The following is a 24,186-nucleotide window of genomic DNA, read 5'->3' on the forward strand; positions in this document are numbered from 1 at the left end:
CGATTGCTTATTCCTTGCCGACTGACCGGCGTGCATCGGCCTGCTCGCCTGGAGCTCTCACCCCAAACAACCGGTCAGCAAGCTGCCGACCTCGCTCCAGACCTTCCTCCGTCAACCAAATCGATTTGTTCTTGTTCACTGGATTAGTAATGAATCCATGCTCATGCAATCGGCTCATGGTCTCGAAGTCGAACCCTTTCCAGGCATGACCGCTGTCGAAACTGAAGGTTGCCAATAGGGCAAGCACGGTGTCTTCAATCAATTTTTCGTCGTATTCCATGATCATTGCTCCGATCATATTCAACAGGACAAAAGGGGGGCAGAACTCTTGGCTACTGGATTGCGCTGGTACCTGAGTGGGATCCAGAACCGTCCACCGCTCAGTTTGCTCCCCTTACCCTTTCATATACCAGCAGGCGGATCAACACTATCCAACGCCCGATTCACCAACAACTCCCCCACCACCGCCATCTGCTGAATCGCCAACGCCAGACTACGCGGCGACCCTTCCAGCTTACAGGCCAGATCGGTAGTCAGGACGTTCAACGACGCGAGCGTTTCGCAGGCGTGACAGAGCAGGGTTTCAATGTCGACATTGGGGACGATGGTAAAGACATGGCAGACAGGATCAGCATGATTAGGGTTGCGAAGTCGTTTGCTGACAGCACGCTGACTGGTTTCGGAAAGCTGTTCGAGATTTAGCGATTCACAATCGCTAGAGGCTATCGGAGGATCGGGAGTGATTTTTTTCATTGTGTTGGTTCCTGGAATTGACCAAGGAACTGCCAGCATCACTTCCACATGATGGGGTGGCAGCTGTGCGCAGGTGTGGAAGACCGGGGATCCAGGAACCCGGCGCACCCGAAAGTGCCCCGCGCACAGCCGCCATAATTTAACAGCAGACATGAAAAAAGCGCCTGCCTAAATTCAGGTGGCGCCTGCGCGCCTAGATCTTGTGAAGGGCTTCCACACCCTTGTCGCTGAATTTGCAGCGACGGCAAGAGGCTATCGGGATGACGGATGGGGAACAATATGGGCGATGGGGACGTGAGTTGAGTGAAAGCTCCTACACTTTCCCGCTGATTTAAACAGCCCCCGCTACCGATCAATCGTATCGGGGCTCGCGCCCCCACCCTCTCAATCCTGATAAACTCCCCCACCTCCCAGCCTCACCGATTCCAGATCCCCCATGTCCGTAACCACCGCTACACCTGCCCCGCTTTCCCGTCGCTTCTCCGTCGCCCCGATGATGGATTGGACCGACCGCCACTGCCGCTTCTTCCTGCGCCTGCTGTCGAAGAACGCCCTGCTCTACACCGAAATGGTCACCACCGGTGCCTTGCTCAACGGCGATCACGATCGTTTCCTGCGTCACAACGAGGCTGAGCATCCGCTGGCGTTGCAGCTCGGTGGCAGTGTTCCGCTGGACCTGGCCGCGTGCGCGCGCATGGCCCAGGAGCACGGTTACGACGAGGTGAACCTGAATGTCGGCTGCCCGAGTGATCGGGTGCAGAACAATATGATCGGCGCGTGCCTGATGGGGCATCCGCAGTTGGTGGCCGATTGTGTGAAGGCCATGCGTGATGCGGTATCGATTCCGGTGACGGTCAAGCACCGTATCGGTATCAACGGCCGGGACAGTTACGAGGAACTGTGCGATTTCGTCGGCACGGTGCGTGATGCCGGCTGCACCAGTTTTACCGTGCATGCGCGGATTGCGATTCTGGAAGGGTTGTCGCCGAAGGAAAACCGTGACATTCCACCCCTGCGCTATGACGTGGCGGCGCGGTTGAAGGCGGATTTTCCGGAGCTGGAGATCATTCTCAACGGCGGAATCAAGACGCTGGAGGCTTGCCACGAACATCTGCAGACCTTCGACGGTGTGATGCTCGGTCGCGAGGCGTATCACAACCCGTATGTGATGGCCGAGGTCGATCAGCAACTGTTTGGCAGCACGGCGCCGGTGATCAGCCGCGCCGAGGCGCTGGCGCAACTGCGACCCTATATCGCCGCGCATATCGATGCGGGCGGTTCGATGCACCATATCACTCGCCATGTACTGGGGCTGGGCACCGGGTTTCCGGGGGCGCGCAAGTTTCGCCAGTTATTGTCGGTGGATATTCACAAGGCCAAAGAGCCTTTGGTTTTGCTGGATCAGGCGGCGCAGTTGCTCGAGGGGCGGTAAATATTGACTGAACACCAGGCCGTCGCCGTGCAGCCTGGCGCTGGTTTTTCCCTGCCAGGCCGCGTCATCCCGCTCTACCCGATCAATCTAAAGAACAACCCACCGCTATTGGCCGATCCCGAACGCAATGCGCCCGGGATCATCGCCTGACATTGCGCGAATTCTGCAGTTTTATTGAAATCAGCCACGCAAACGAGAAATTAAAACTCATTGAACCGCGCATTAAAACAGCCTGTTATCAAATGTCGCCCACTATGCCTTAACGCTTGCGAGTTATATATCAGTTAATAACGGAAGAACATTCAGGCGCAGGGGCCAGTTTCTAGCAGTAACATTCAGAATTACATGACGCCGGATCAGAAATTTATCGAAGCCGGCACCTTAGTCTCATACACGGCGAATTGCTCCGGAAAATCGGGACATGGCGACAAGAGATAGCACAACGCCATGGCCGATTTGCGCGCGATATTGAACTGGATTACTCAGCACATCTGCCGCAGGAGAGCAAACGATCACATCCGACGTATCGGTAATGTTAAAAAACTTGCCCGGGACTTAAAATCTCAACGAAATGTTACCAATTGTCAGTCACAAACGAGAATTGGTGCTTTAAAATCCAAACGTCAGCACCCAGCCGAGTCAAAGCATGATGCTTACAGGGAATTACACTTCACGCCACCACCACGCACAGGAGCAGACAGGGATTCTCACCATTGGGCCGACCCATTTGTCAGCCGAGAATTTCAGGGAGTTAGTTACCAGCCACCTGGGCAATGACTTGCCCATAGATACCACCTGCTACAGCAATTCGATCAATGAAGACAAGCCTCACGGATTGTACCGTGCGGTGTTTATTGTCATTGACAGACCCCAGGCGCTTGATCAAAGCATTGCCTTGATTGAGGGTATTCGCAGCGACGATCTGGCGCTGGAAATATTTGCCGTCTTCACCGGCCCAGGCACCTACAACAAGATGAAGTACTATCTCGCGGGGGCCGATCACTGCATCAAACTCAACGCTACCCCTGGCGAAAATGCCGAGGTGTTGGCCGAGCTTTTCAACAGCCCGGAATGGCTAAAAGAAAACAATCTGCTGCTAGACCCCACTCGCATGTGCCTTGTCGGGGGCTATAAAAAACTGGATATATCGTTTGCAGAAATGAGCATTCTCGAGGCTTTTGCTCTAACAAAAAACCATATACTGAGCCATGACGAAATCGCCAGAGTCATGGGTCTCAATGTAAATTTTTATGACCCAAGAGCCTTGGAAAAGTCAATCAGCCGTCTTCGCGGCAAAATAAAAGGCACGTATGGCACCAACGCCATTCAGAGCATTCGTGGACATGGATATCGCTTAATCAGGGGCCTGATCTTTACCGCCTGATGATTTACGTGCAAGGGAGTTATTGCATTTTGAACGCAACCGGGCGCGCGCCCCAATACGAGCGCGCGAATTATTATCTGTCTCGGCAGCTGATTCTCACACGCGACGACCGCCCTTTTGGCAGCGAAATCAGGATTAAATTCGACGACAATCAGGTCCTCTCGGCGCTTGCATCTTTCGCCCCGCAAACACCTCAGCTGCGCGGCATCTACAGCCAGGCACTGATGCAGACCCGGCGGGTGGCCCTCTCGCTGAAAAACAGCCGCACCATCAGTGAAAACCAGTATCCGAGCCGTCGGTTTGTTTGTCTGGAACAGTCAGCCCTGATCGACTGCGCACTGTCAAAAGAGTTGATCCAGTGCAACGAAACCTTGCAGGCCTTCGGGCAGACTCTGGTTATCGCACTAAACGAACTGCCATTGCCGGCAGTCAGTTTCACGGATAAAAAGAAAATCCTGTGCAATCTGTATCAATTGAAGGATCACGGCATCGAAATCGCTTTCGACGGCTTCAATATCTACGATGAAAGTAGCGAGATCCTGACCACTCTGAATCTCTTCGACTACATAAAGATCTCCATTTCAACGCTGGATTTGAGCCTTAAACTCACCGACAACCCCGAACTTTTCAATCGACTCTACGAACGCATGACCCAGCAGGCTCACACCACCAAAGTATCGTTTATCGCGGATCGCGTCGAAAAGGCTGCCAGCCATGTACTGGCGCGAGCGCTGCCCTTTGATTACTTCCAGGGGAGCCACTACTCCCCAATCGATAACCTTTAAACCCACAACCCAGGTGCACAATTCAGGAGAGAGACATGGATAGCAGCACGAACCTCCCCAGAAAATATTTTGTCGTAGTAACTCATTGCCCCGCACTACAACTGGAGCTGGAGACATTACTGTCCAGCAAACGCTACAACTCGCTGGGCACTTCACAGGCGAAAATGTTTGTCGAGAACTCCGCCCCTCCCGCCCCACCCCAGAAACTAATGGAGTTTATTTTCCCCCATGGGGACAGAGTTGCCCCACCCGCTGTCAAGCATGACACACAGCGCATAGTGTCGACGTTCAAGACCGAGTGGCAATCCGCACAGTTTAACGCCAGGCCTAATAACACTGCCGCTATCACAGATAAAGCCAAGGAGAGCATCAGGGATGACGTCTCCTATTCGGCCGCACCGCCTGCGCCATTGACCGAAACCTGGCGGCTGAGCAAAAGCAGCGGCGCGCTGATCAAGCATGACATCAAGGTCGAGTTGACCGGCCTGGAGTCGACACTGCTGCAGACCATGCTGCATCACGATGATCGCGTGGTCAGCAAAGATGATCTGATCCGCAGCATCGGCCGGGAACCTGAACATTATCGGGGTCTCGAGATGTGCCTGAGCCGACTACAGGAGAAGTTCAAGAGCGCCAGCAATGGCGAACGCTTGTTCCGCGCCGTCAGGAATCGCGGCTACTGCCTGATACAGAAGATCACACGCGGAAAAAGCTTGAACTGAGCAAGTAATTAGCCTCACTGGTAGTGCACTACAACAATAATTATAACGCACCCCGGCCTATAGCCCCCGCCCCTCCTCTTATACAACCACACCAACAAAGTTACATTTACCGACCATTTCTAACACCCACCACCTTATATATCACCAAACCAAACTCCTCCTCGTTATAAGTCGTCAGACAGCCCGCACATCAATAACTTAATCTATTGACTGACAATAGCGCCGTCCCTTGGCGTTTCGATCGTCAATGCATTGCCATCCTACAAAAACAATAACGTTGAATATCAACCTGGCTCTAGCGTGGGCGGCACGTGAATGGACGTACTTTGGGGATAACGCATGGATAACAATCTTCGTATCAATCGAAATACCTCGTTCAAAGGATTGACCTTCTGGGGCCAGTGGGTACTGGGTCAAGGCGTTGCTGTCGCCTTGTTACTTCTATTGGTTTACAACCAGACGGGCACTGTAGAGTTCTATTACCGAGTGTGTGCAACACTGACTGTACTTGCATCGGTGCCCGCCTATACCTGGTGTGGCGTCTATGCAAAGAAAGACAATTATCTGGAAGGTTTGCTCAGGCTACTGATGGGCTGGTCAATGACCCTGGCAGCGCTGGCCATCGTTGCCTTCCTCTGCAAGGCCAATGAACTGTTTTCTCGCCAGATCATTCTGGTATGGGCAATCTGCGGCTACATCGGCCAGGCGCTGTTGTATGTCCCGTTGCATGGTTTTTCCAGGTACTACCAACGTTCACTGCAAAGTGAGCGCAGAACCCTGATTGTGGGGACTGGCGAGTTGGCGTTGGGATTGGCCGGCAAGCTGCGTACCCTCGAGCACTTTCCATTGGTAGGCCTGGTGAGTTCCGACGCCACACCTTTGCTGGAAGCGAGCGCGCCACCTGTCGTCGGCTCGCAGGATGAGCTCCTGGAGCTGATCAAGACCCATGAAATCCGCCGCCTGTACATCACGCTTCCGCTCAATGAAGCGAGCAGGATCGAAGCGATGTACGTCGATCTGCTGGATGCCAATGTGGACGTGGTCTGGGTTCCTGACCTGAACAGCCTGACGCTGCTCAATCATTCGGTCCGGGACGTGAATGGCCTGCCGGCGATCTATCTGAACGAAAGCCCGTTGACCAGCCAACCCACCGCCGCATTGAGCAAAAGCCTGCTCGATAAAAGCGTGGCGCTCATGGCCATTGTCGTACTGAGCCCGCTGCTGTTGCTGATTGGCCTGGCCGTCAAGCTGACTTCCCATGGGCCGGTATTCTTTAAGCAGGACCGACATGGCTGGAACGGCAAGGTCATTCAGGTCTGGAAGTTCCGCTCGATGCGTGTGCACGACGACCTCGAGGTGAAGCAGGCCAGCCGCAACGATTCGCGAATCACGCCGGTCGGGCGTTTTATCCGCCGCACCTCGATCGATGAGTTGCCGCAGTTGTTCAACGTATTGCAAGGCCACATGGCACTGGTGGGACCACGTCCCCATGCCGTTGCCCACAATGACTACTACTCCGGGAAGATTCTTGCCTATATGGCTCGCCATCGAATCAAACCGGGCATTACCGGCCTGGCTCAAATCAATGGTTGCCGTGGCGAGACCGACACCATTGACAAGATGCAGAAGCGTGTCGAGATCGACCTTAAGTACATCAACAACTGGTCACTGTGGCTGGATCTGAAGATCCTCGTGAAAACCCCGTTTACCTTGCTGTCAAAAGACATCTATTAACGGTTTTCCACGCAACACCGGCAACACGACAAGGGGACGCAAGTCCCCTTTTTCGTGGGTGATCATTAATTTCCGAGAGCCACCAACGCCCCACCATCCGTCATGTCAGCAGAGGGATGGCACGTTTTTTTTGGTGGGGGCGCGCGATGCTGTAGGAGCCAGCCTGCTGGCGATGGTCGTTAACGATAACGCGTGCAAGCTGGTTAAACGCGGCGCGCTTGAGTCCATCGCCAGCAAGCCGGCTCCCACAGAGACCGGCTCCATCACACGACACCGAATTTGTAGGAGCTGGCTTGCCAGCGATGACGTCCGAACGTCCAACGCAAACCTCAAGAACGCATCGCCTGCAAGCCGGCGCCAAGGATTTACTCAGTAATCTTGTCGAAGTTACGGTAGAACAGATCACTGTCGCGGCTATCGGTCATGGCGTGCAGCGAGTAACTGCGACCAAGTCGTGCACCACCGTCGCGGGTCAATGGCGACCAGACGATGTTGGCGCGACGCATGGTCGACACACTCATCATCTCGTCGAACGGAATGGACACGTAGATACCCTTGTCGAAACTGCCCTCGCCGTATTCCTCGCTGGTGGCGCTGGTCATCGTGGCCCAGGCACCGAAGCGCACGCCGTTGGCGAATTCCCGAGACAGGTCGACCGTGGCGCCCCAGTCCTTCGCCAGGTAGCGTCCGACGCTGACGGCGGCCTGGGCGTCGAAAGGCAAGTCGGTGTAACCGGTGATGTGACCGGTGACAGTCGAGTAATCGCGCAGGCCAAAGCCCTGGTCGAAGTCACGCTGGCGAACGTAGTTCAGGTCCGCGCCGACGGACCAGCGCTGCCCCTGCGGACGGAATAGCGCTTCACCGCCGACACCGGCGAACATCGACTCCAGGTAACCACCGTAGACCATGCCATACCAGTCTTGGTCCAGTTGCCTGGCGTGGTTGAACTGGAACGTCGGCATGGTGACGTCAGAGGTGGTCATATACTGGCGCAGATCCGTTCGAACCCGCGGCAACCCACTCGGTGCGTCGTAGGTAAAATTATCGTAGTTGTTCAGCAGATTGACGCTGAGCAAACCGCTCCACCAGGTGTTGCGCGTGAAGCGATACTCGGCATCCGCATCGGCGCTTATCTGATAGAGCAGACCATCCGGGCCGCCGACGTTCTGTTTGTAGCCCAGGCCGACACCATATTTGAGTGGATCCCTTGTCTGGGTATAGAGCGTTGTTTCCCTGTGCGGCATCGCCGCGTTGACCTCGGTGGTGCGATGCAGACTTTTCAGCGGTTCCTCATTGTTGACCACTTCGCGGAAGGTCTCACGAGGCACGCTGATTTCTTCCAGGGGCATGTCGTAACGCTTGTTGACCAGGGTAAACCAGTCGATGTCGTCATTGACGCTGTTATCCAGGATTCGGCTGGCGCGACCGACCGCTTTTGCCGAATGGAAGTAATTGGTCTGCTCGCCGTACACCAGTAGCTCGGAACCGCGTTGGGCCACACGCTCGACGTCGTAGCCCGCATTTTTCTGCAAGCGTCGGGATACGTCGGCCCAATTGACCTGGTCCGGTGCGGTGACCGGCGCGTACGCGGGCAGGCGCTCCGCCGGCGGGTCGAAGGTTTTGGCCGGTGCCTTGCGGCTGACGAAGTTGGTGTGCAAGGTAATGCCGAACATGGCGGTGTTGCCGCGTTCCCAGGCAGCGCTGAGATCCACCGAGTCGGTCAGCTTGAACACCGCACCGAGATTGATCGGCGAGTCTTGCTTGATGTGGTTGTCCTTGGGCTCGTCCTTGTAATCGTTGCCTTCGTATTCGAGTTTCAGGCTGAGGGGCTCCCAAGGTGTCTGGTAGCTCACACCACCAAACAACGAGGGGCGTCCACGAAAATACGCATTGGTATTGACGTCACCGGTGCCATCGCCCTCAGGCCGGGTATCGAAGCGGTCATCGATCCCGCCTAACGGGTTATCGAAATCGCCGCGGTTGCCCAGGTAGCCCCAGGCAACGCCGGCGCTGAAATCGAAGTCGTTGTATCGCTTGTTGGCAACCAGGTATTCACTGGAGAACAGACCGGTACCACCAACGTCGCGAAAGCCCAGGGCCAGCTCGGGTGCCCAGTGGCTTTCCTGCCACAGCCGCAACTTGACGTCCACGGCCTTGTCTTTATAACTCTGATCGCCACTCAACGACTCGGGGCCATATCTGCGGTTGGTGATCGCGGTGTAGCGGAATGAACCTTCAAGCCACTCAAAGGGCTGTAACGAAACGCTGTAGCGGCTATATGGACTGGTGCGGTTGGCATTCACACTCAACTCGCCGGCGGGTGCCATGCGGGCCGTCGGAGTCTGCAACAGGCCTACACCGCCGAAATCATTTTGGGTTATGCGTGGCTCTGCATACGCCAGGCCACAGGGTATTAACAACACAGCTGCAAAACGTAAACTCAAGGAACCACCTCAGCCAGTTGCGTGGCAAAAAATTCAGCCAGCTGCTGATTCAGTTCAGGTAGGGGCGGATTCAGATCATCGGTTCTGACCGGCACCAGAATTTTGCTGCCGGCGGCAGGCACCTGCCCGCCCTCGCGATTCCACGGCGCAATGCCGACCCGGCGAGTGACACCGTCGGGTTGAATGAGCCAGAGGTAATCGGTTTCGGCATCGGCAAGCGGTGCACACCCTTGCAGGTAGTCACTGGCCTGCTGCATGGCGCGGTGCTCGAGCCGGCACGGCACGGCCACAGCGCCCAGCACTTCAACCACCGTGGGGCGTTGCGGATAGACCAGGCTGTCGCGGTCATCGAGACGGAAGTTGCGGGCGAACCCGACCTCGACCGCGACCGGGTCGAGGACGGCAACCTGCCGGCCAGTGACCGGCAAACGGCTGACTTGCTCGTACAGGCGCGACGCCAATGCCGCCCGCCCGGTCTGCTCGAAGAGCAAGGCGGTACGTTGCAGCACCTTCAAATCGAACAAGACCCCGGCTTTCAGCCGGGTCTGCTCCTCGAGCAGCGACTGGCGCAACCAGGCGGCCGCCAGCCAGTAACCTTCAGGGTTGGGTTGCGCGGAACGAATCACGTCCAGTACGCGGGCGCCGGGTTGCAAGTCGACCTGCCCCGGGTGGCGAACATCGCCAGTGACGGACACCGCCGCCACACTCACGCTGCCCGCCGTCAGCAGTACGCACGTCGATAAAATCCTGGCGAGCTTCAACGAACAACCCCACGCTCAGACGTCAACTGAACGATCTTCACCCGCAGTTGCTTCGTCAGCTGCTGCTCACTCTGCAGAATCCAACCGTTATCCGGATCGACCCAATAATGATTGGTCGCATGCAGCCCAATAGCCGGTGCATCAATATGCTCGTCGACACGCAGCACGGCGTATTCCTTGTCCAGAATCCTGATGGTTTCCATGGGCTGGCGATTGAAGCGACTGCTCAACTCGACACCCACTTCGTAGCCTTGATAAAGATCGATCCAGCGTCGACTGCTGTACCCGTCGGGCAGCCGATGCAGTCCTTGGCGGAACGGCGAGACGGCGTCAAAGCGCGTCCCGTCGAGGTCGCCATCGACACCGAGTCCGACACTGCGTACCGCAAGCCCGTCGCGCAGCAACAGCACCTGCTTGCCGGACGCGACCCAGTACTGCAGGTCGCCGCGCTGGCGCACCATCGCCAGCACCCCCTCGCCGGAGGGCGTGCTGAGCTTGAGTTGGGGAAACTGCACCGCCGCCACCTGGGCCGGCGTCACCTGCAGCTCATCGGGCCCGCTGAACGCCGCTTTCAGGTTGGTCAACGAGGCGGTCATCAGGGGATTACAGCCACACAACAGCGACGCCGCCATCAAGCAGACGCTAACTTTCAACGTTCTCACAGTCGGCACGGGCCTTATCGGTTGTTGGCTTCACTGAGGTTGTTTTGCGCGGCAGCGCCTATGCCCAGAATCGAAGCCGATGGCACCAATTGGCTGATGAAGCGGTTCCAGCGAGTGACGTTGGCAGGGCCGACGTAAACGATGTCCTTGGGGTGCACATCGAAGTGCGTGGCCAGGGCCATGGCGGAAGGCGATTCGGCTTGCAGCTGATAGATCCTGGCCGGTTCGACATCGAGGTTTTCAACGCCCCTGATGACGTACACCGCGTTACCGTTGGAAGTGTTCTGGTTTAACCCGCCGACCGAACCGATGACGTCGGACAGGTTCATGGTGCGGGTCTTGAACGTCAACGCACGTGGCTGATTGACCTCCCCCATCACATAAATCTTTTTGTTGTCGTTGTAGGGCAGGTACAGCTGATCACCGCCGCGCAGGTAGACCTTCTGCAACGCCGAATCCTGTTGATTGAGCGCATCGAGGTTCAGCGGATAAACCCGCCCGTTTCGCGTCAACAGCAGCCCGGACAGATCGGCATTGAGCGGATCGATGCCGGCCGACCCCAGGGCCTCGACGACGCTGAGCGGGTTGGTGGATATCGGCTGCGGACCAGCCTTCAACACGGCACCCGAGACCACGATTTTCTGGCTGGCAAAACGCAGGACCGCGACATCCACTTGCGGGTCCGAAATGAACGTCGACAACTTCTCGGCGATATCGGAGCGCAGTTGCTGGATGGTCTTTCCGGCGGCCTGGATTTCTTTGATGTAGGGGTAGTAAAGCGTGCCATCGGAGCGAACCAGGCGGCCGTTGGCATCGATTTGTTGCTGCGCCCCCGACGGGGCCGTGAGTTCGGGGTGGTCCCATACCGTGATGTACAAGACATCGTTATTCCCGATCAGGTATTCGGCGGGCTCCACCAATAGCTCCGGTGGCAGAGAATCACGTACGGGGGTGGCTCTTTCCATGGCGATGAGCTTGGGGGTAATCGGGATAAGCTCGACCCGACTGCTTTCGCTGGTACCTTCGCGAGTGATATCACTGCTGCTCAGATGTTGACCTGGAGAAAACATGCAACCTTGCAAAGCAATACTTGCCAGCATTAAAAAAGGAAAACTACGATTCATAACAGCACGCTAGTCAGGGGCAAAGCAAAACAAGATCACCCGGCATTAACCGGGCAATCTTGTATTACAGCTGCAGGTTTTCTCAGTTACTTGTACCGGTGGTCCCGGTAGTGCCAGTGGTTCCGGTAGTGCCAGTGGTTCCGCCGTTGGAACTGCCACCACTGTTGGACGCTGCAACCGCCGTCGCAACCAATGCAGTAGTCGCCATTGCGGCTTGTGCAGCGGTCACGTCACCCAGGACTTTCGTATCCAGGGTCAGCGGTGCTTCTACGGCGATTGCCCAACTGCTTGTCATGGACAAAAGGGCTATTACCAGCATTCTTTTCATATCAAATTCCTCCCTGGTGCTCGACGTTTCGGATTGATACCAGGCGTTCAGTTAATTGCAGAACATGATCAAGCCGCAAGGTGTTCGAATTCGTCGCCAACACCGCATGACTGCCACATGTCGAACCGCAATGTTCATATCTACGGGGTTGCCGGACACATGAACAGTCAATTTTCCCGACGTTCTTTAACATCGTCGCCAGAGATAACAGTTGAGTGGTAATCGATGATCCCCGGCTCGCCAGGAAACCTTACTCGAGGTAGCCCTTGGGATGACTGGATTGCCAGCGCCAGGTGTCGGCCATCATCTCCTGCAGATTTCGAGTGGCCGTCCAGCCCAGTTCCTGCGCAGCCTTGGAGGGATCGGCCCAACACTCGGCAATGTCGCCCGCGCGTCGCGGCTCCACTCGATAAGGCACCGGGCGACCGGATGCCTGCTCGAACGCGTGCACGACTTGCCGAACGCTGTAGCCGTCACCCGTACCCAGGTTCCAGACATTGATTCCGCTGCCGCCAGAGATCGTCTGCAGTGCTTTGAGATGCCCGTCCGCCAGGTCCACGACGTGAATGTAATCGCGCACGCCGGTGCCATCGACCGTGGGGTAATCGTCACCAAAAATCGACAGCTCATTCAGGCTGCCTACGGCTACCTGACTGATGTAGGGCACCAGGTTATTCGGAATGCCCCGGGGATCCTCACCCATGAGCCCACTGGCGTGAGCGCCGACCGGATTGAAATAACGCAACAGCGCAACGCTCCAGCGCGGCTGAGCAGCGCACAAATCATGCAATACGTTTTCGATGATCAGCTTGGATTGCCCATAAGGGTTGGTGGGAGTGCCCGTAGGAAAATCCTCGCGGATCGGCATGTGTTCCGGCGCGCCGTAAACCGTGGCCGAGGAACTGAATACCAGACGGAACACACCGGCCGCGGCCATCGCCTGACACAGGGTGATGCTGCCGCAAACGTTGGCCTGGTAGTATTCAAGGGGCTTGCGCACGCTCTCGCCCACCGCCTTGAGCCCGGCAAAATGCAGGACCGCATCAATGGCATGTTCCTGGAATATCCGGTCGAGCAATGCCCGGTCGCACACATCTCCACGAATCAATAATGCGGACTTTGCGCAGATGGCTTCCACTGCATGCAACGCGGCTTCAGAGCTGTTGCACAGGTTGTCCAGCACAACCACTTCATAGCCCGCCTCAAGCAGTGCAAGTGTTGTGTGCGAACCGATATAACCGGTTCCACCTGTTACCAGAATTTTCATAGAGCGGTCCATAGTCGGGTATTGGAAGTGCCAAATATCGCGTGACTGCAGATAAAACACGCGCAAACGCAGGCCGCAGATGCAATTGCGTCCAGCCGTTTAATCACATCCCATGCAGCCCGATATTCTTTTCCGGGCACGAGTCAGCGCTACTTACTTAGTAACACTTTAAAAACCCCAACTCCACGACAACACCCCGACTAAAACTAACTAAATACCATCCCACCAGACAACTAATAACATTGAGCCTGTTTTACACAGCCTTATAATTGCTATTAACAACACACCTCATGTATTAAGACATATTGTTCAGCAACACATCGAAACTCACAGCCAACGTTGATAGCGTCTGCGGCTGACTGTGGAAAACGACTTACCAGGATATAACCATGATTCGTAAATGCTTGTTCCCCGCCGCTGGCTACGGCACGCGTTTCCTGCCTGCTACCAAAGCAATGCCCAAGGAAATGCTGCCGATCGTCAACAAGCCATTGATTCAATACGCCGTTGAAGAGGCTCGGGACGCAGGTCTGCAGCACATGGCGATTGTCACCGGTCGGGGCAAACGTGCATTGGAAGACCACTTCGATATCAGTTATGAACTCGAACACCAGATTCGCGGTACCGAGAAAGAAAAGTTTCTGGCCAGCACCCGGGAGCTGATAGAAACCTGCACATTCGCCTACACCCGTCAGGTCGAAATGAAAGGCCTGGGCCACGCCATCCTCAGCGGTCGCCCCTTGATCGGTGACGAACCCTTTGCCGTGGTACTGGCCGATGACTTGTGCCTGAACCTGCAAGGCGACGGCGTGCTGGCGCAAATGATCGAGCTCTACAAAAAATTCCGCTGCTCGATCGTGGCCATCCAGGAAGTGCCCCGCGACCAGACTCACAAATACGGGGTGATCGCCGGCGAACAGATTTCCGACGGCATCTACCGGGTCAACAGCATGGTTGAAAAACCTGCCCCCGAAGACGCGCCATCCAATATGGCGATCATTGGCCGGTACATTCTGACCCCCGACATCTTTGATCTGATCGCCGATACCCAGCCTGGCAAGGGCGGCGAAATCCAGATCACCGACGCGCTCATGAAGCAGGCGCAAAATGGCTGCGTACTGGCCTACAAATTCGATGGCCTGCGCTTTGATTGCGGCAGCGCAGAAGGCTACATCGACGCGACCAACTTCTGTTATGAGCAGCTGTATCTCAAGGGCCACTAACCAAAGGGCCTGGCGCACTCAACGCTCCCGCTCCGGAGCCGTCGTCAACTTCCATCATTCCGGCAAAACACTATGAACACAGTACAAAGCTCGGTTGAGATCGAACTGAATGCGGGCAACTCCGGAGTGGTGGCGTGGCAGTCGAAAAACCCGTCGTTGCCCTCCTCTACCCTTCCCGGCGCGGGCACATCCCTGCTGGTAGAGCGCATTGGCGTGTTCCCTTCTTCGGGCGACATCCATCGCCACATCGAAGACCCGCGTCCGCTTCTGGCCCACTTGAAAAGCCTCTACGCCCACAAGGCGCTGGATGTCGACGAGCGCGACGGCCTCAAAGTGATCTTCAACGATTGGCGTTTCCGGGTGCGCTCCCTGCGTGGCGTCCCGGCTATCGTCCTCAACATTGAATCGCGCCGGGATCCCGAGCTGATGCCGCTGAAAACCGCAGAACTACTGAACCATCTGCAACACTTCGAGAACGCCCGCCTTGAGCGGTGAATGACTACTTCAGCGCGGCACCGCATTCACCCCGGGGCCCGGGAGCCCCATCAACGATCAAGCGATAGAAAAAATCCGCGATCAGCCGACCGCCGGAAGCCGGTATCGGGTGAATGTTATCGGGGCCGATCATCGGAGTCGGCCCGTTGCTGGCGTAGCGCTTGAAGTCCGGGCCGAACGTGCATTGCAGGCTCGCATAGGCAATGTTCTGCGAGCGCGCCCACGGCTCCAGGACCTGCGCATAATCCGACATCGGATAGGCACTCGAACGCGTGGTGTCCTGCCGCATGATCACATTGATGCTCGCCATCGGATGAACCTCGCGAATCATCCGCGCCAAGCCTTTCATGCGCTCCAGATAGTCCTTGGGCTTTACCCCGAACCCCTGATCATTGCCGCCCAGCATAATCAGGTAAGCGTCTGCCGGTATCTTCGCAACGACTGCTTTCCACTGGGCCTGCCACTGACCGTCGCTTTTATAAAAATCGGCGGACGCAGCACCGGAGGCGGCGAGCTTGGAGACCCTGATCCCGCCACGGTCATTGCTCATCCACAGCCCGAACAGCGTTGGCGCCCCCTCGACCACTTCCAGCCTGAGCGCCCAGGCAGCACCGGCCGGCACGTCGGCCAGCTGCACTGCCTGAACACCCTGGCCGGCAAGCGTCAACGAGTGCCACGGATCCGAAGAGCCCCAGCGATAACGCAGTTCATTGGCTTTGCCGTTTCCAAGGTAGAGCAACCGGGCCTGGGAAATGGAAGTATCGATGGCCGCTGTTTCGTTGGAATCGACCTCGAGATAGGCACCCGCGTGCCCGGTGATGGTGCGACTGTCCGGACTCGCCTGGCCAAGCGAGGAAACATCCCAGTCACCGCCGAAGTATTTTTCACTGCTGCGGGTGTACTTGATGTTGGTACCGCCGAGGGCGGCGCCGTGATTGAACCCGACATAACCAGGCCCGGCGAAACCGAATTCTCTGGCCAATCGTTGAGTGAGCTGATTGAGATAAAAATCCTGCCCGGCGCTGTAGCTGTCGCCGATCACCGAGATCGCCAGGACCTTGTCCTTGTGCCCACCCCATTGCGCCAGCCGCTGGTGCGCGGCTTGCACTTCGAGCGCCGGCACCGCTACCTCACGCATCTCATCGATATAGGCCATGTTTCAGCCAGCCTCAGGCATGTGTTTCAGGCCTGGTTCCCGGGGCTTTTTGCTGACCGCGCGCTCGCCCAGGAAGAGGACAGAGGTCACGCTGAATCGACTGAACACATTCGCCAACAGCACCGGCCCCAACAGGCCGCTGAACAACCCGGCAAAGACCAGAGCGCTTTGATCCGTGACACCCAATCGACCCAGGGCGAACCGTGACGTGGCAGCAAACAACACGTGAAACAGGAATATCGCGTAGGAGTACCCCCCAAGCCAGATCAGAAATCTTGAGCGCATGTCACTCGACAGCAAGGCAACACAGGAAATACACCCCACCAGCAGGCCGACAAGGCTTCGGCGATCGACGATCAGCTCGCGGTCCACAGTGGCAATGTAGAGCAAGGCTATCGAAATCAGGACGAATACAACCGGGCCAATACCTTTGAGCGAACGCTTCAAGGCACTGACGTTTTCCTGGCAAATCATCCCGGTCACAAAAAACGGCAGCAGATAGATGGCACCGTTGATGCCGAACGCATCGACCGCAAAAGGAGGCAACAAAAACACGACCGCCGAAAATGCAAACAACAGGTAAAGGTGCAAAGGCGTGCGCAGTAAACCGCGCCACTGCAGGAACCCGACAAACATGAAAATGATGAATACAGCCTGCAAGAACCAGAAATGGTTGACCGGCACGTAGAACGACAACAAGGCGTCGACCACACTGAGATCCTTGTTGACCCCCGGCCCGACCGCCTGCAGCAGCGAAAACGGAATCCCGACAAAAAACAGCGGCAGGATCAGCCGTCTCACTTTGCCAGTGAAGTAGGCGGAAAAATCATTACCCCTGATTTTGTAGATGGAATAGATGTAGCCCGAGATAAACGTGAACAACGGCATCCGCACGTAGACCATAGAGTCGGCGATAACCCGATAAGGCGATCCCAGGTCGATTTTCAGCCCGCCGCCAAATGGCCCGATGACGTGATAAAGCACCAGCAGAAGACACGCCAGGCCTCGTAACGTTTCTATTTCCAGCGACTTCTTCTTGCTTTGCATGGAACACAAACCTCAGTTCAAAATTCTGTTTTCAACCAACTCAGGTTTTCTTGAGCGCAGCTGCAATCCCAGCCCCACAAACAGAACGGGTACCACCATGGAAAAATGACGGGCAAAGGAGCCGAAGTCGGGTTCGAACAGGCCCTGCACCAACAAAAACGAAAGGGGTATTGCGATCAGCTCTTTGACTTTCGGTTCTATGACTGAGCCGTTGTAGTGACTCGATGTGATCATTTTGAACATCAGCACCGAGGTCATCATCATCAGCACGACAAAGATTATCTGCCCCAGGCCGGACAGAAGGATCAGCTCTACAGGGAACGACAGCCGGAAAAAGATGCTCATTGAGTCAATCGCTTGTGAAACGAAGTCGCCGCCGTTTATCCACGACACAATCAATGACTTCGACCCCTCCTCGCCCAAGGTGCGTTGTTCATTGTTGCTGGCTCGGATGGACGAAACCGAATAACCGACGAGCAACTGAATCGCTGTGGCAATGGCCAGGTAAAACATGAACAGCATCAGGAAAAAGCTCCAGCGCGAAACATGCTTCTTCATGATGGTCACGCCCACCCAGACCAGCGAGAACAAGATCCAGTAAGGTCGAATCAGCACGCCATAGAACAGCGCGGAGAGAAAAAATCCGGCCCTGTAGCGCTTCGAAAATGAAAAAAACAGAATGGCGATCACTGCCACCGAGACAATGATTTCCTTGGTCAGGTTATCGAGAAAAAAAGACCTGACCACACCCCAGAGACACAGGGTAAGAAAAATCGTTATCGGTATTCTTCTGAAAATGAAGATCGGGATAGCGGTCAGGAACAGGTTGCACAGCATCCCGTAGGCCCATGCATTGGTCAGGTTAATGCCCGTGGGACGCAGCAGGTAGGCGGAGCACTCATAAGAAGAGCGGTCTGGCGAAAACGGATTCCAGAAATTGCAATTGTCGGCACGGGCGTAGGATGACCACAGTGTCATTGCATCCGGACCCGGGTCGCGATGCATCAGCAGCGGCATTGCAATGGACAGGAAAAGGCCACAGAACAAAATCAGGAATGACAGCGACGAGTCCAGCTTGCTTGCGCGAAACTCAATGGAAGGTAAAGATAAAGCCATTACACGCGCCCCTTCGCCCGGATAAATCTGCTCAACAACGCAATAACGGCCAACTGCACGGCAATCGAGAAGACATTGCCCCAGGCTGCGCCGTAAATTGAATAGTGTTTAATCAGCACGTAACTGACCGGCAGTGAAACCGCCAGGCAAACCGCCGCACTGATTAACGACACCCGACTGTTCTTCGAGGCAATCAGCCCGCCCCAGACGATGTCGCCGATGGCGCGCAGGGCGAAGGAGAAAATCAGAACGCTCAAGATCTTGTTATCCGGGCGCGGAACGTCCACCGCCACGTAGTCGAGCAAGATATTGAAGAAGGCGTAAATCAACACGGCAACGACGCAGGAAACCACCAGAGAGCGCAGCACCCACTGATTGAGGAAGAGTTGCCGGACCGTCAGCGCCTGTTGATTATCCTTGTAACGCTTGGCCAGGACAGGAATGCCAACCACCGCAACGACAGCGTATGACAGCGCCTGCAAAGTGTTCGCGGCCGACCAGGAGTACACATACTTGCCAAGGCTCGCGTAGGGCTCCAGGTCCAGAATCAGAAAACGTTCCGCGTACTGACTTAATGCAATCAGTCCTGCGCCCAGATAAAACGGCAGCCCGGCTTTCCATACGGAAGCCGTGGTGACCGTACTGACCGGGCGCCCCTTGTGCACGTTAATGACGATCAGGTACCCGGCGACGATCACCAGGATGTTCGTGGCTACCCACAACCACAGAACACTGGCGATGTCGGCGACCACGCCCAGCATGAGTCCGGCTACGGCAACCAGCGCCCATAGACCGGTCTTGAAGAAGAACAGCATCGCGCCCCAGTTGGCTTTCTGCGCCGAGAACACGAACGAGTTGATTTCGAAGGACAGATGCTCGGTCAGCAGTAACAGCGTGACGCATGCGATCAACGCAGTTCCCGCCTCGACATGGCTGACCAGCGAGTACAGCGCGACCGTCAGCGTCGACAGCAGCACACCGACCGCCAGGTACAAGAGCAGTACTTTATCGACGACAAGCCGCGAACTGCCGCCGACACTGATCAGTCGATTGATTTCAGAACTGAAGCCGACGCTGTAGAACTTCGAGGCGATCAGCGAGGCAGCCACGACGACACCGTAAAAACCCAATGCGTCATAACCCAGATAATGGGTGATGGCCAACACCAGCAAAAACTTTGCGCCTAATGCACCGCCCCGAAGCAACAGGCGAAATATCATCGAACAATACCTTTGATGATATTGTCCATCTGCATGGTTTTGCCTTCGATTTCCTTACAGGTGTCCGTGAGTTTCTTACCGAAACGGGATAACGCATTCGGGGCGAAGACCGTATCGATGATGGCGTCGACATTGATATCGCCACCATTGATGACCCAGTCTTCCACGCCCATATCCTGATAAGCACCGAAGCCTTTACGCTCGTAACTGATATGGAAAGCAGGCACGCCGGACAGCAATGACTCGATGGCTCCATGCAACCTTACGGAAATGACCAGGTCAGGCTGATACTTGGCAAGTGTCGCCTTCAAAGGCAGCAGGTCTTCGGTAATACCGAGTTCCCGGTAAAACGCCCCATCATCGTTGCCACGCACTGCGCTTTGTACCGCGCAGACCACCTTGCACTTGTCCCGCAGTCTTCTCAACAACAGCTGCAAATTGGCCACGTAGCTGGCTTTCTTCTCTTTGCTCCACTGCGGCGGCTTGCGTAAAACAACGCAGACCACGGCGGGCGATGACGCACAACGAGTGAACTTGGGCTGGGCCAGTATTTTGCTCGCCAGCGCCTGGACGGCGAGGTCCGGCGCGCGATAAACGTTTTCGTTGGACTCGAAAATGGCCGAGGACCTGTTGTCGCGGACAAACACCGCATCGGCGCTGGCGTAGTGCTTGACGATGTCACTGCTCTCACCGTGGAAAGGGCCGATGCTTTGGGGAAGATAAACTGACGGCACCTTGCTCAGGATCGCCGTTTCCAGTTGCTTGGCGTGTCCGAGCTTCAACTTGATGTGCTCGAACGCGCTTTTGGAACGCATATAGCCACCGCCCACTCCCACAATCAGATCACTCTTGCTCAAGAGCTGCGCGAGACCTGCATAGGACTGATTGAGGAAAACCGCTTGTTTTACCCTGCCCAATCCCTTCGCTGCCATAACCGGCGCGTCATAGCGTTCATAGGGAAGATAACTGAATGATTCAGGGTCTGACGCAACGACGTTGATCGTGGTTTCCGGGCCAAAGTTACGATGCACCAGGGCGATCGCCAAATCCACAAGAAGGCCATCACCCGAATTGGACGCACTGTAGCCGTGCAAAATAGTTACGTTCATCGTCTTGATTTCACTTAAAGAGTTTTAGCGGAATACACGTCATAGGTTTGCTGGATCATCAGCATTGCGCTGAAGCGCTCGCGCACCATCTTGCGACCTTCGATACCGAGATCCAGCAACCTCTGTTTCTTGATGCCGTTCAATATCCCGGCCAACGCCTGGTGATCACCAGTGCCGAATATGTAGCCTGTGGTGTCGTGCTTGACCAGTTCAGGGAGTGATGTGCAGTCGCTGGCAATCACCGGCAACCCCATGGCCATGCCTTCCAGGGGAACCATGGCAAAGCCTTCCCAGCGACTCGGAACAATCAAGGCATCGGCCTTTTTATAGAGATCGTTCACTTCACTCGGAGTCACCCAGGGCAAGTACTCCACGGAATCGATGGCCGGGCATTCAACCGGGTCCGAATTGACCGCACTGCCCACCACCGTGAGCCGCAGGTCATTTCGCTCGACTGTTGAAAAAGCCTTGAGCAAGACGTCAAAGCCCTTCTGATAATCCAGTCGCCCTACGAACAAAAGACGTATGTCCGAATCGGTGTCAGGCTTGAGCTCATCTTTTTTGTAATGAATGCCGTTGTAAATCAGCTTCATGCGGTGACGATCAATACCAAAAGCCGCGGCTTGATCCAGTTCGTACTGGCTGACGCAAATAATGACGTCGGTGACTTTCTGCAAAAGCCGCTCAATCAGCGAATAGGCTTTTTGCTTGGCTGGAGAGCTCTCCATCAGAAACGAGAAGGCATGGGGGCAGTAAACGATTTTGGGTGTTCGCCAAGGTCGCATCAGCACACAGACGCATCGGCCTATCACTCCGGAGAAAGTGCTGTGCAAGTGCACGACATCAGGCTTTTCCTTGAAGATGACGCGGATGAGTTGCCAGGCAAATCGCAAGAGCGACAGCACCCCCCGGTTGTTCCTTGAAAAGGTACGGATGTTGCGTTCATCGATTCCGTGCAACTCTTGCTTCTGATCGAACGGCACCAAATAAACCAGTTCATATTGCCGGTCTTGACCCTCTGGAGGTGTCGATATCGAACGAATGACTGTCGCAACACCACCCTTTATCGTTTCCGCCACGTGTAGAATTTTCTTCACAACCCACCCTTCTCCATGTTTAGCGGTAAGCAAGACGAAGCCGAGAGCGGCCGGCTTGCGCCAACCCGCTCTCGGCCACACTTTCATCAGGACTTGTCAGAGGCGTATTCGTAGTTGTAATAGGCGTAACTGCCATTACCGTAATAACTGGACGCGCGCTTCTCGACGCCGTTGAAAATGGCGCCCTTCAACTCGATTCCGTTCTGCGCAAAGCGGCGAATAGTCAATTCGATCTCCTTGGCAGGGTTCACACCAAAGCGAGTCACGATCAAGTTAATGGCTGCTTCACGCCCAACGATCGCGGCGTCAGTGACAGCGAGTAGCGGCGGTGTATCGATGATTACCACGTCGTACATCTGACTCAACTGCGTCATGAGTTCTCTGAAATTGGCATGCATCAACAGCTCTGACGGGTTGGGCGGCACCTGCCCACGACTGATGAAGTGCAGATTTTCGACTTCGAGTTTATGGATCGCCTGCTCGACACTGCAGCGCTTGGCCAGCAGGTCCGACAAGCCATTGCTGACCGGCGTTGCCAGGGTTTTGTGCAGATGACCTTTACGCATATCGGCGTCGACCAGCACGACTTTCTGCCCGCCTTGCGCAATGACGGCGGCAAGGTTCGAGGAAACGAAAGTTTTGCCGACCTCCGGGCTCGGGCCGGAAATCATGATGCGGTTGTTGGTTGCATCCAGTCCGGCAAAATGCAGACAGGTTCGCAGGCTGCGTATCGACTCGATGGACAAATCCGTCGGGTTGCTCTGCGCCAACAGAAACGCCTGGCGATTCTTGTCATCGTTCGCCCGGGGCTTCTTGTTGTCTTCTTCCTGTTGCAGCGAGCTGTACGGAATGGACGCATAGACCGGCAGGCCGAGCTGTTCAATGGCTTCGGGGCCCTCAATGCCTCTACTGAGCGATTTGCGCAGCAGTACTAAAGCGACACCGACGAATGCACCGAGAAAAGTCGCAATCAGGACAATCAAGGCTTTGCGTGGCTTGACCGGGTTTGTCCTGTCGACATCTGCGGTATCGATCAACCGTGCATTACCCACCGCACCGGCCCGGACAATGTCCAGTTCCTGGGATTTATTCAGCAGTTGGGTATAGATCTGCGTGGCGACCTCCACATCCCGAGTCAGGTTCAAAAGCTCTTGTTGGGTAGCCGGAAGACCCTGGACCTTTTTCTCCAGACCGCGTCGCTGACTGTTCAAATCCGCCATTTGCGCCATCAAGGCACGATAGGTCGGGTGCTCCCTGGTGAACTTGCGATCCATCTCCGCCTGCTGCAGTTTCAAATCGGAGATACGGGTATCCAGGACCACAATCTGTTCCAGCACCGACTTGGTCTCGAGGGAGATATTTACCGTGTTGCCGCCGGTTTGATAGCTGTTCAGCGCATTGCTGGCCTTGGCCAGGTCTTGCTTGACTTGCGGCAGTTGCGCCTGCAGGAAATCAAGACTCTGGGCTGCTTCGGCAGAGGTGCGTTGCACGTTCTGCTGCACATAGAGCGCTGACACCTTGTTCAGAATCTTGACCGCCAGGGCGGAGTCGGTGCTGGCCAGGGCCAGGTTGATGATGCCCGACTCCTTGCCCTGCTCGGAGACTTCAATGACGTCCTGGTAATTCTGGATAGTGACGATTCGAGGATTGCGAACGACCTCGAATTCAGTACCCGGATTCGCCGTCAGGGTCGCGACGCAAACAGTCACCCCGTTTTGTGCGATTTCTTCTCCCGCGGCGCCATCCACCAGCAAGACACCGTCGTCATTGAACAGTTTGAATCGTTGCTGTTCTGCGGCAACCAGCTTGAGTTTTTTACCCAGCAGTTCGTCAGGCAGGTTGAGCTTTACGATTTCAAGACGCTCGCCGCCCCATGCATAGCTGTCCATGCCGAAACGCGCAGGCGCCACACTGTCAGCGGTAGCTCCCTTGTAGCGCCTGGCCAGGAAACCACCGACCACAGGGAATGTATTGGGTGTTATCTGAATATCCAGGTGCAGATCATCGACTGTTTTGCCGATGATCGCCCGGGACTTGATAATGCCGATCTCGGTAGCTGCCGGGGATTGCCCACCGAGCATGCTGCTGATATCGGAGAAGCCCAGCATGTCGTTCTTTTTCGGTTCGACCTGCACTAACGCATTAGCCAGATACACCGGAGGGGCTAATACCGAATACGCGACACCGCTCACCATGAACGCTCCGGTGATGGCGCCTATCAACCATTTATGATCAATCAACGTGCCTAGCAGACCGAGAAGATCAATCTCGTCTCTATCTTTTGCCCGGGTACTGAGTACTGACGGTAACTGCATAATGTCTATTCT

At 55.7% G+C, this 24,186-nt stretch carries 23 protein-coding genes; 8 read left to right on the forward strand and 15 right to left on the reverse strand.

The features are described 5' to 3' along the window. Positions 1-7: 7 nt before the first annotated feature. Together AC07OG_RS10190 and AC07OG_RS10195 are read right to left on the reverse strand one after the other, a co-directional pair. The gene (locus AC07OG_RS10190; RefSeq protein ID WP_495066949.1) at positions 8-280 is read right to left on the reverse strand and encodes a DUF6429 family protein; all 273 of its coding nucleotides are present in this window, start codon (positions 278-280) and stop codon (positions 8-10) included. A 122-nt stretch (positions 281-402) separates the two neighbouring features. Beyond that, on the reverse strand, positions 403-753 hold the full coding sequence (locus AC07OG_RS10195; RefSeq protein WP_495067065.1) for a DUF6124 family protein: 351 nt from the start codon (positions 751-753) through the stop codon (positions 403-405). A 436-nt stretch (positions 754-1,189) separates the two neighbouring features. On the opposite strand from AC07OG_RS10195, the gene dusA reads away from it, so the two are divergent. The 6 genes from dusA (at position 1,190) to AC07OG_RS10225 (ending at position 6,810) form a co-directional block, all read left to right on the forward strand. Then, entirely contained in the window at positions 1,190-2,185 is a 996-nt protein-coding gene (gene dusA / locus AC07OG_RS10200; protein ID WP_495066950.1) for a tRNA dihydrouridine(20/20a) synthase DusA, read from the forward strand. 3 nt (positions 2,186-2,188) lie between these two features. Beyond that, complete coding sequence (locus AC07OG_RS10205; RefSeq protein ID WP_495066951.1) at positions 2,189-2,335, forward strand: hypothetical protein; 147 nt, start codon at positions 2,189-2,191, stop codon at positions 2,333-2,335. A gap of 496 nt (positions 2,336-2,831) precedes the next feature. After that, a complete protein-coding gene (locus AC07OG_RS10210; protein WP_060540107.1) occupies positions 2,832-3,569 on the forward strand; it encodes a winged helix-turn-helix domain-containing protein in 738 nt (245 codons plus the stop codon). 29 nt (positions 3,570-3,598) lie between these two features. After that, complete coding sequence (locus AC07OG_RS10215; protein WP_060540171.1) at positions 3,599-4,354, forward strand: EAL domain-containing protein; 756 nt, start codon at positions 3,599-3,601, stop codon at positions 4,352-4,354. Positions 4,355-4,389: 35 nt separating this feature from the next. Then, complete coding sequence (locus AC07OG_RS10220) at positions 4,390-5,076, forward strand: winged helix-turn-helix domain-containing protein (protein WP_495066952.1); 687 nt, start codon at positions 4,390-4,392, stop codon at positions 5,074-5,076. 339 nt (positions 5,077-5,415) lie between these two features. Further along, complete coding sequence (locus AC07OG_RS10225; protein ID WP_495066953.1) at positions 5,416-6,810, forward strand: undecaprenyl-phosphate glucose phosphotransferase; 1,395 nt, start codon at positions 5,416-5,418, stop codon at positions 6,808-6,810. Positions 6,811-7,175: 365 nt separating this feature from the next. On the opposite strand, the gene AC07OG_RS10230 is transcribed toward AC07OG_RS10225, so the two are convergent. From AC07OG_RS10230 to galE, 6 genes are all read right to left on the reverse strand, one after another. Next, the gene (locus AC07OG_RS10230; protein WP_495066954.1) at positions 7,176-9,254 is read right to left on the reverse strand and encodes a YjbH domain-containing protein; all 2,079 of its coding nucleotides are present in this window, start codon (positions 9,252-9,254) and stop codon (positions 7,176-7,178) included. After that, positions 9,251-10,015, reverse strand: coding sequence for a capsule biosynthesis GfcC family protein (locus AC07OG_RS10235; RefSeq protein WP_495066955.1), 765 nt, complete (start codon positions 10,013-10,015; stop codon positions 9,251-9,253). The genes AC07OG_RS10230 and AC07OG_RS10235 overlap by 4 nt, the downstream gene beginning before the upstream one ends. Continuing rightward, entirely contained in the window at positions 10,012-10,677 is a 666-nt protein-coding gene (locus tag AC07OG_RS10240) for a YjbF family lipoprotein (protein WP_495067066.1), read from the reverse strand. Before AC07OG_RS10240 ends, AC07OG_RS10235 begins: the two co-directional genes overlap by 4 nt. Before the next feature lie 14 nt (positions 10,678-10,691). Beyond that, entirely contained in the window at positions 10,692-11,801 is a 1,110-nt protein-coding gene (locus AC07OG_RS10245) for a polysaccharide biosynthesis/export family protein (RefSeq protein WP_495066956.1), read from the reverse strand. An 82-nt stretch (positions 11,802-11,883) separates the two neighbouring features. Beyond that, complete coding sequence (locus AC07OG_RS10250; RefSeq protein ID WP_495066957.1) at positions 11,884-12,129, reverse strand: hypothetical protein; 246 nt, start codon at positions 12,127-12,129, stop codon at positions 11,884-11,886. Positions 12,130-12,379: 250 nt separating this feature from the next. Beyond that, positions 12,380-13,396, reverse strand: coding sequence for a UDP-glucose 4-epimerase GalE (gene galE, locus AC07OG_RS10255; protein WP_060540113.1), 1,017 nt, complete (start codon positions 13,394-13,396; stop codon positions 12,380-12,382). 389 nt (positions 13,397-13,785) lie between these two features. On the opposite strand from galE, the gene galU reads away from it, so the two are divergent. Both galU and AC07OG_RS10265 read left to right on the forward strand, forming a co-directional pair. Further along, positions 13,786-14,619 (forward strand): UTP--glucose-1-phosphate uridylyltransferase GalU, encoded by an 834-nt coding sequence (gene galU, locus AC07OG_RS10260; protein ID WP_060540114.1) that lies wholly within the window; start codon positions 13,786-13,788, stop codon positions 14,617-14,619. Between the two features lie 72 nt (positions 14,620-14,691). Next, positions 14,692-15,114 carry a hypothetical protein gene (locus tag AC07OG_RS10265; RefSeq protein ID WP_060540115.1) on the forward strand — a complete coding sequence of 141 codons (423 nt, stop codon included), beginning with the start codon at positions 14,692-14,694 and terminating at the stop codon, positions 15,112-15,114. Between the two features lie 4 nt (positions 15,115-15,118). Here the strand turns inward: AC07OG_RS10265 and AC07OG_RS10270 are convergent, their stop codons facing one another. The 7 genes from AC07OG_RS10270 to AC07OG_RS10300 form a co-directional block, all read right to left on the reverse strand. Then, on the reverse strand, positions 15,119-16,270 hold the full coding sequence (locus AC07OG_RS10270) for an SGNH/GDSL hydrolase family protein (protein WP_495066958.1): 1,152 nt from the start codon (positions 16,268-16,270) through the stop codon (positions 15,119-15,121). A gap of 3 nt (positions 16,271-16,273) precedes the next feature. After that, the gene (locus AC07OG_RS10275; RefSeq protein WP_495066959.1) at positions 16,274-17,317 is read right to left on the reverse strand and encodes an acyltransferase family protein; all 1,044 of its coding nucleotides are present in this window, start codon (positions 17,315-17,317) and stop codon (positions 16,274-16,276) included. Between the two features lie 12 nt (positions 17,318-17,329). After that, positions 17,330-18,433, reverse strand: coding sequence for a hypothetical protein (locus AC07OG_RS10280; protein WP_495066960.1), 1,104 nt, complete (start codon positions 18,431-18,433; stop codon positions 17,330-17,332). Beyond that, positions 18,433-19,653, reverse strand: coding sequence for an MATE family efflux transporter (locus AC07OG_RS10285; RefSeq protein ID WP_495066961.1), 1,221 nt, complete (start codon positions 19,651-19,653; stop codon positions 18,433-18,435). The genes AC07OG_RS10280 and AC07OG_RS10285 overlap by 1 nt, the downstream gene beginning before the upstream one ends. Beyond that, a complete protein-coding gene (locus tag AC07OG_RS10290) occupies positions 19,650-20,762 on the reverse strand; it encodes a polysaccharide pyruvyl transferase family protein (protein ID WP_495066962.1) in 1,113 nt (370 codons plus the stop codon). The genes AC07OG_RS10285 and AC07OG_RS10290 overlap by 4 nt, the downstream gene beginning before the upstream one ends. A gap of 14 nt (positions 20,763-20,776) precedes the next feature. After that, a complete protein-coding gene (locus AC07OG_RS10295) occupies positions 20,777-21,859 on the reverse strand; it encodes a glycosyltransferase (protein WP_495066963.1) in 1,083 nt (360 codons plus the stop codon). 86 nt (positions 21,860-21,945) lie between these two features. Beyond that, positions 21,946-24,174 (reverse strand): polysaccharide biosynthesis tyrosine autokinase, encoded by a 2,229-nt coding sequence (locus tag AC07OG_RS10300; protein WP_218424474.1) that lies wholly within the window; start codon positions 24,172-24,174, stop codon positions 21,946-21,948. Positions 24,175-24,186 lie beyond the last annotated feature (12 nt).

Source organism: Pseudomonas sp. GW821-FHT09H03 (assembly GCF_059415945.1).

Bases quoted from the DNA above. Each gene is read 5' to 3' on its own strand.
- AC07OG_RS10270 (WP_495066958.1), bottom strand. From the start codon at position 16,270: ATGGCCTATATCGATGAGATGCGTGAGGTAGCGGTGCCGGCGCTCGAA.
- AC07OG_RS10195 (WP_495067065.1), bottom strand. From the start codon at position 753: ATGAAAAAAATCACTCCCGATCCTCCGATAGCCTCTAGCGATTGTGAA.
- AC07OG_RS10250 (WP_495066957.1), bottom strand. From the start codon at position 12,129: ATGAAAAGAATGCTGGTAATAGCCCTTTTGTCCATGACAAGCAGTTGG.
- AC07OG_RS10210 (WP_060540107.1), top strand. From the start codon at position 2,832: ATGATGCTTACAGGGAATTACACTTCACGCCACCACCACGCACAGGAG.
- AC07OG_RS10225 (WP_495066953.1), top strand. From the start codon at position 5,416: ATGGATAACAATCTTCGTATCAATCGAAATACCTCGTTCAAAGGATTG.
- dusA (WP_495066950.1), top strand. From the start codon at position 1,190: ATGTCCGTAACCACCGCTACACCTGCCCCGCTTTCCCGTCGCTTCTCC.
- AC07OG_RS10280 (WP_495066960.1), bottom strand. From the start codon at position 18,433: ATGGCTTTATCTTTACCTTCCATTGAGTTTCGCGCAAGCAAGCTGGAC.
- AC07OG_RS10275 (WP_495066959.1), bottom strand. From the start codon at position 17,317: ATGCAAAGCAAGAAGAAGTCGCTGGAAATAGAAACGTTACGAGGCCTG.
- galU (WP_060540114.1), top strand. From the start codon at position 13,786: ATGATTCGTAAATGCTTGTTCCCCGCCGCTGGCTACGGCACGCGTTTC.
- AC07OG_RS10265 (WP_060540115.1), top strand. From the start codon at position 14,692: ATGAACACAGTACAAAGCTCGGTTGAGATCGAACTGAATGCGGGCAAC.
- galE (WP_060540113.1), bottom strand. From the start codon at position 13,396: ATGAAAATTCTGGTAACAGGTGGAACCGGTTATATCGGTTCGCACACA.
- AC07OG_RS10245 (WP_495066956.1), bottom strand. From the start codon at position 11,801: ATGAATCGTAGTTTTCCTTTTTTAATGCTGGCAAGTATTGCTTTGCAA.
- AC07OG_RS10300 (WP_218424474.1), bottom strand. From the start codon at position 24,174: ATGCAGTTACCGTCAGTACTCAGTACCCGGGCAAAAGATAGAGACGAG.
- AC07OG_RS10285 (WP_495066961.1), bottom strand. From the start codon at position 19,653: ATGATATTTCGCCTGTTGCTTCGGGGCGGTGCATTAGGCGCAAAGTTT.
- AC07OG_RS10190 (WP_495066949.1), bottom strand. From the start codon at position 280: ATGGAATACGACGAAAAATTGATTGAAGACACCGTGCTTGCCCTATTG.
- AC07OG_RS10220 (WP_495066952.1), top strand. From the start codon at position 4,390: ATGGATAGCAGCACGAACCTCCCCAGAAAATATTTTGTCGTAGTAACT.
- AC07OG_RS10290 (WP_495066962.1), bottom strand. From the start codon at position 20,762: ATGAACGTAACTATTTTGCACGGCTACAGTGCGTCCAATTCGGGTGAT.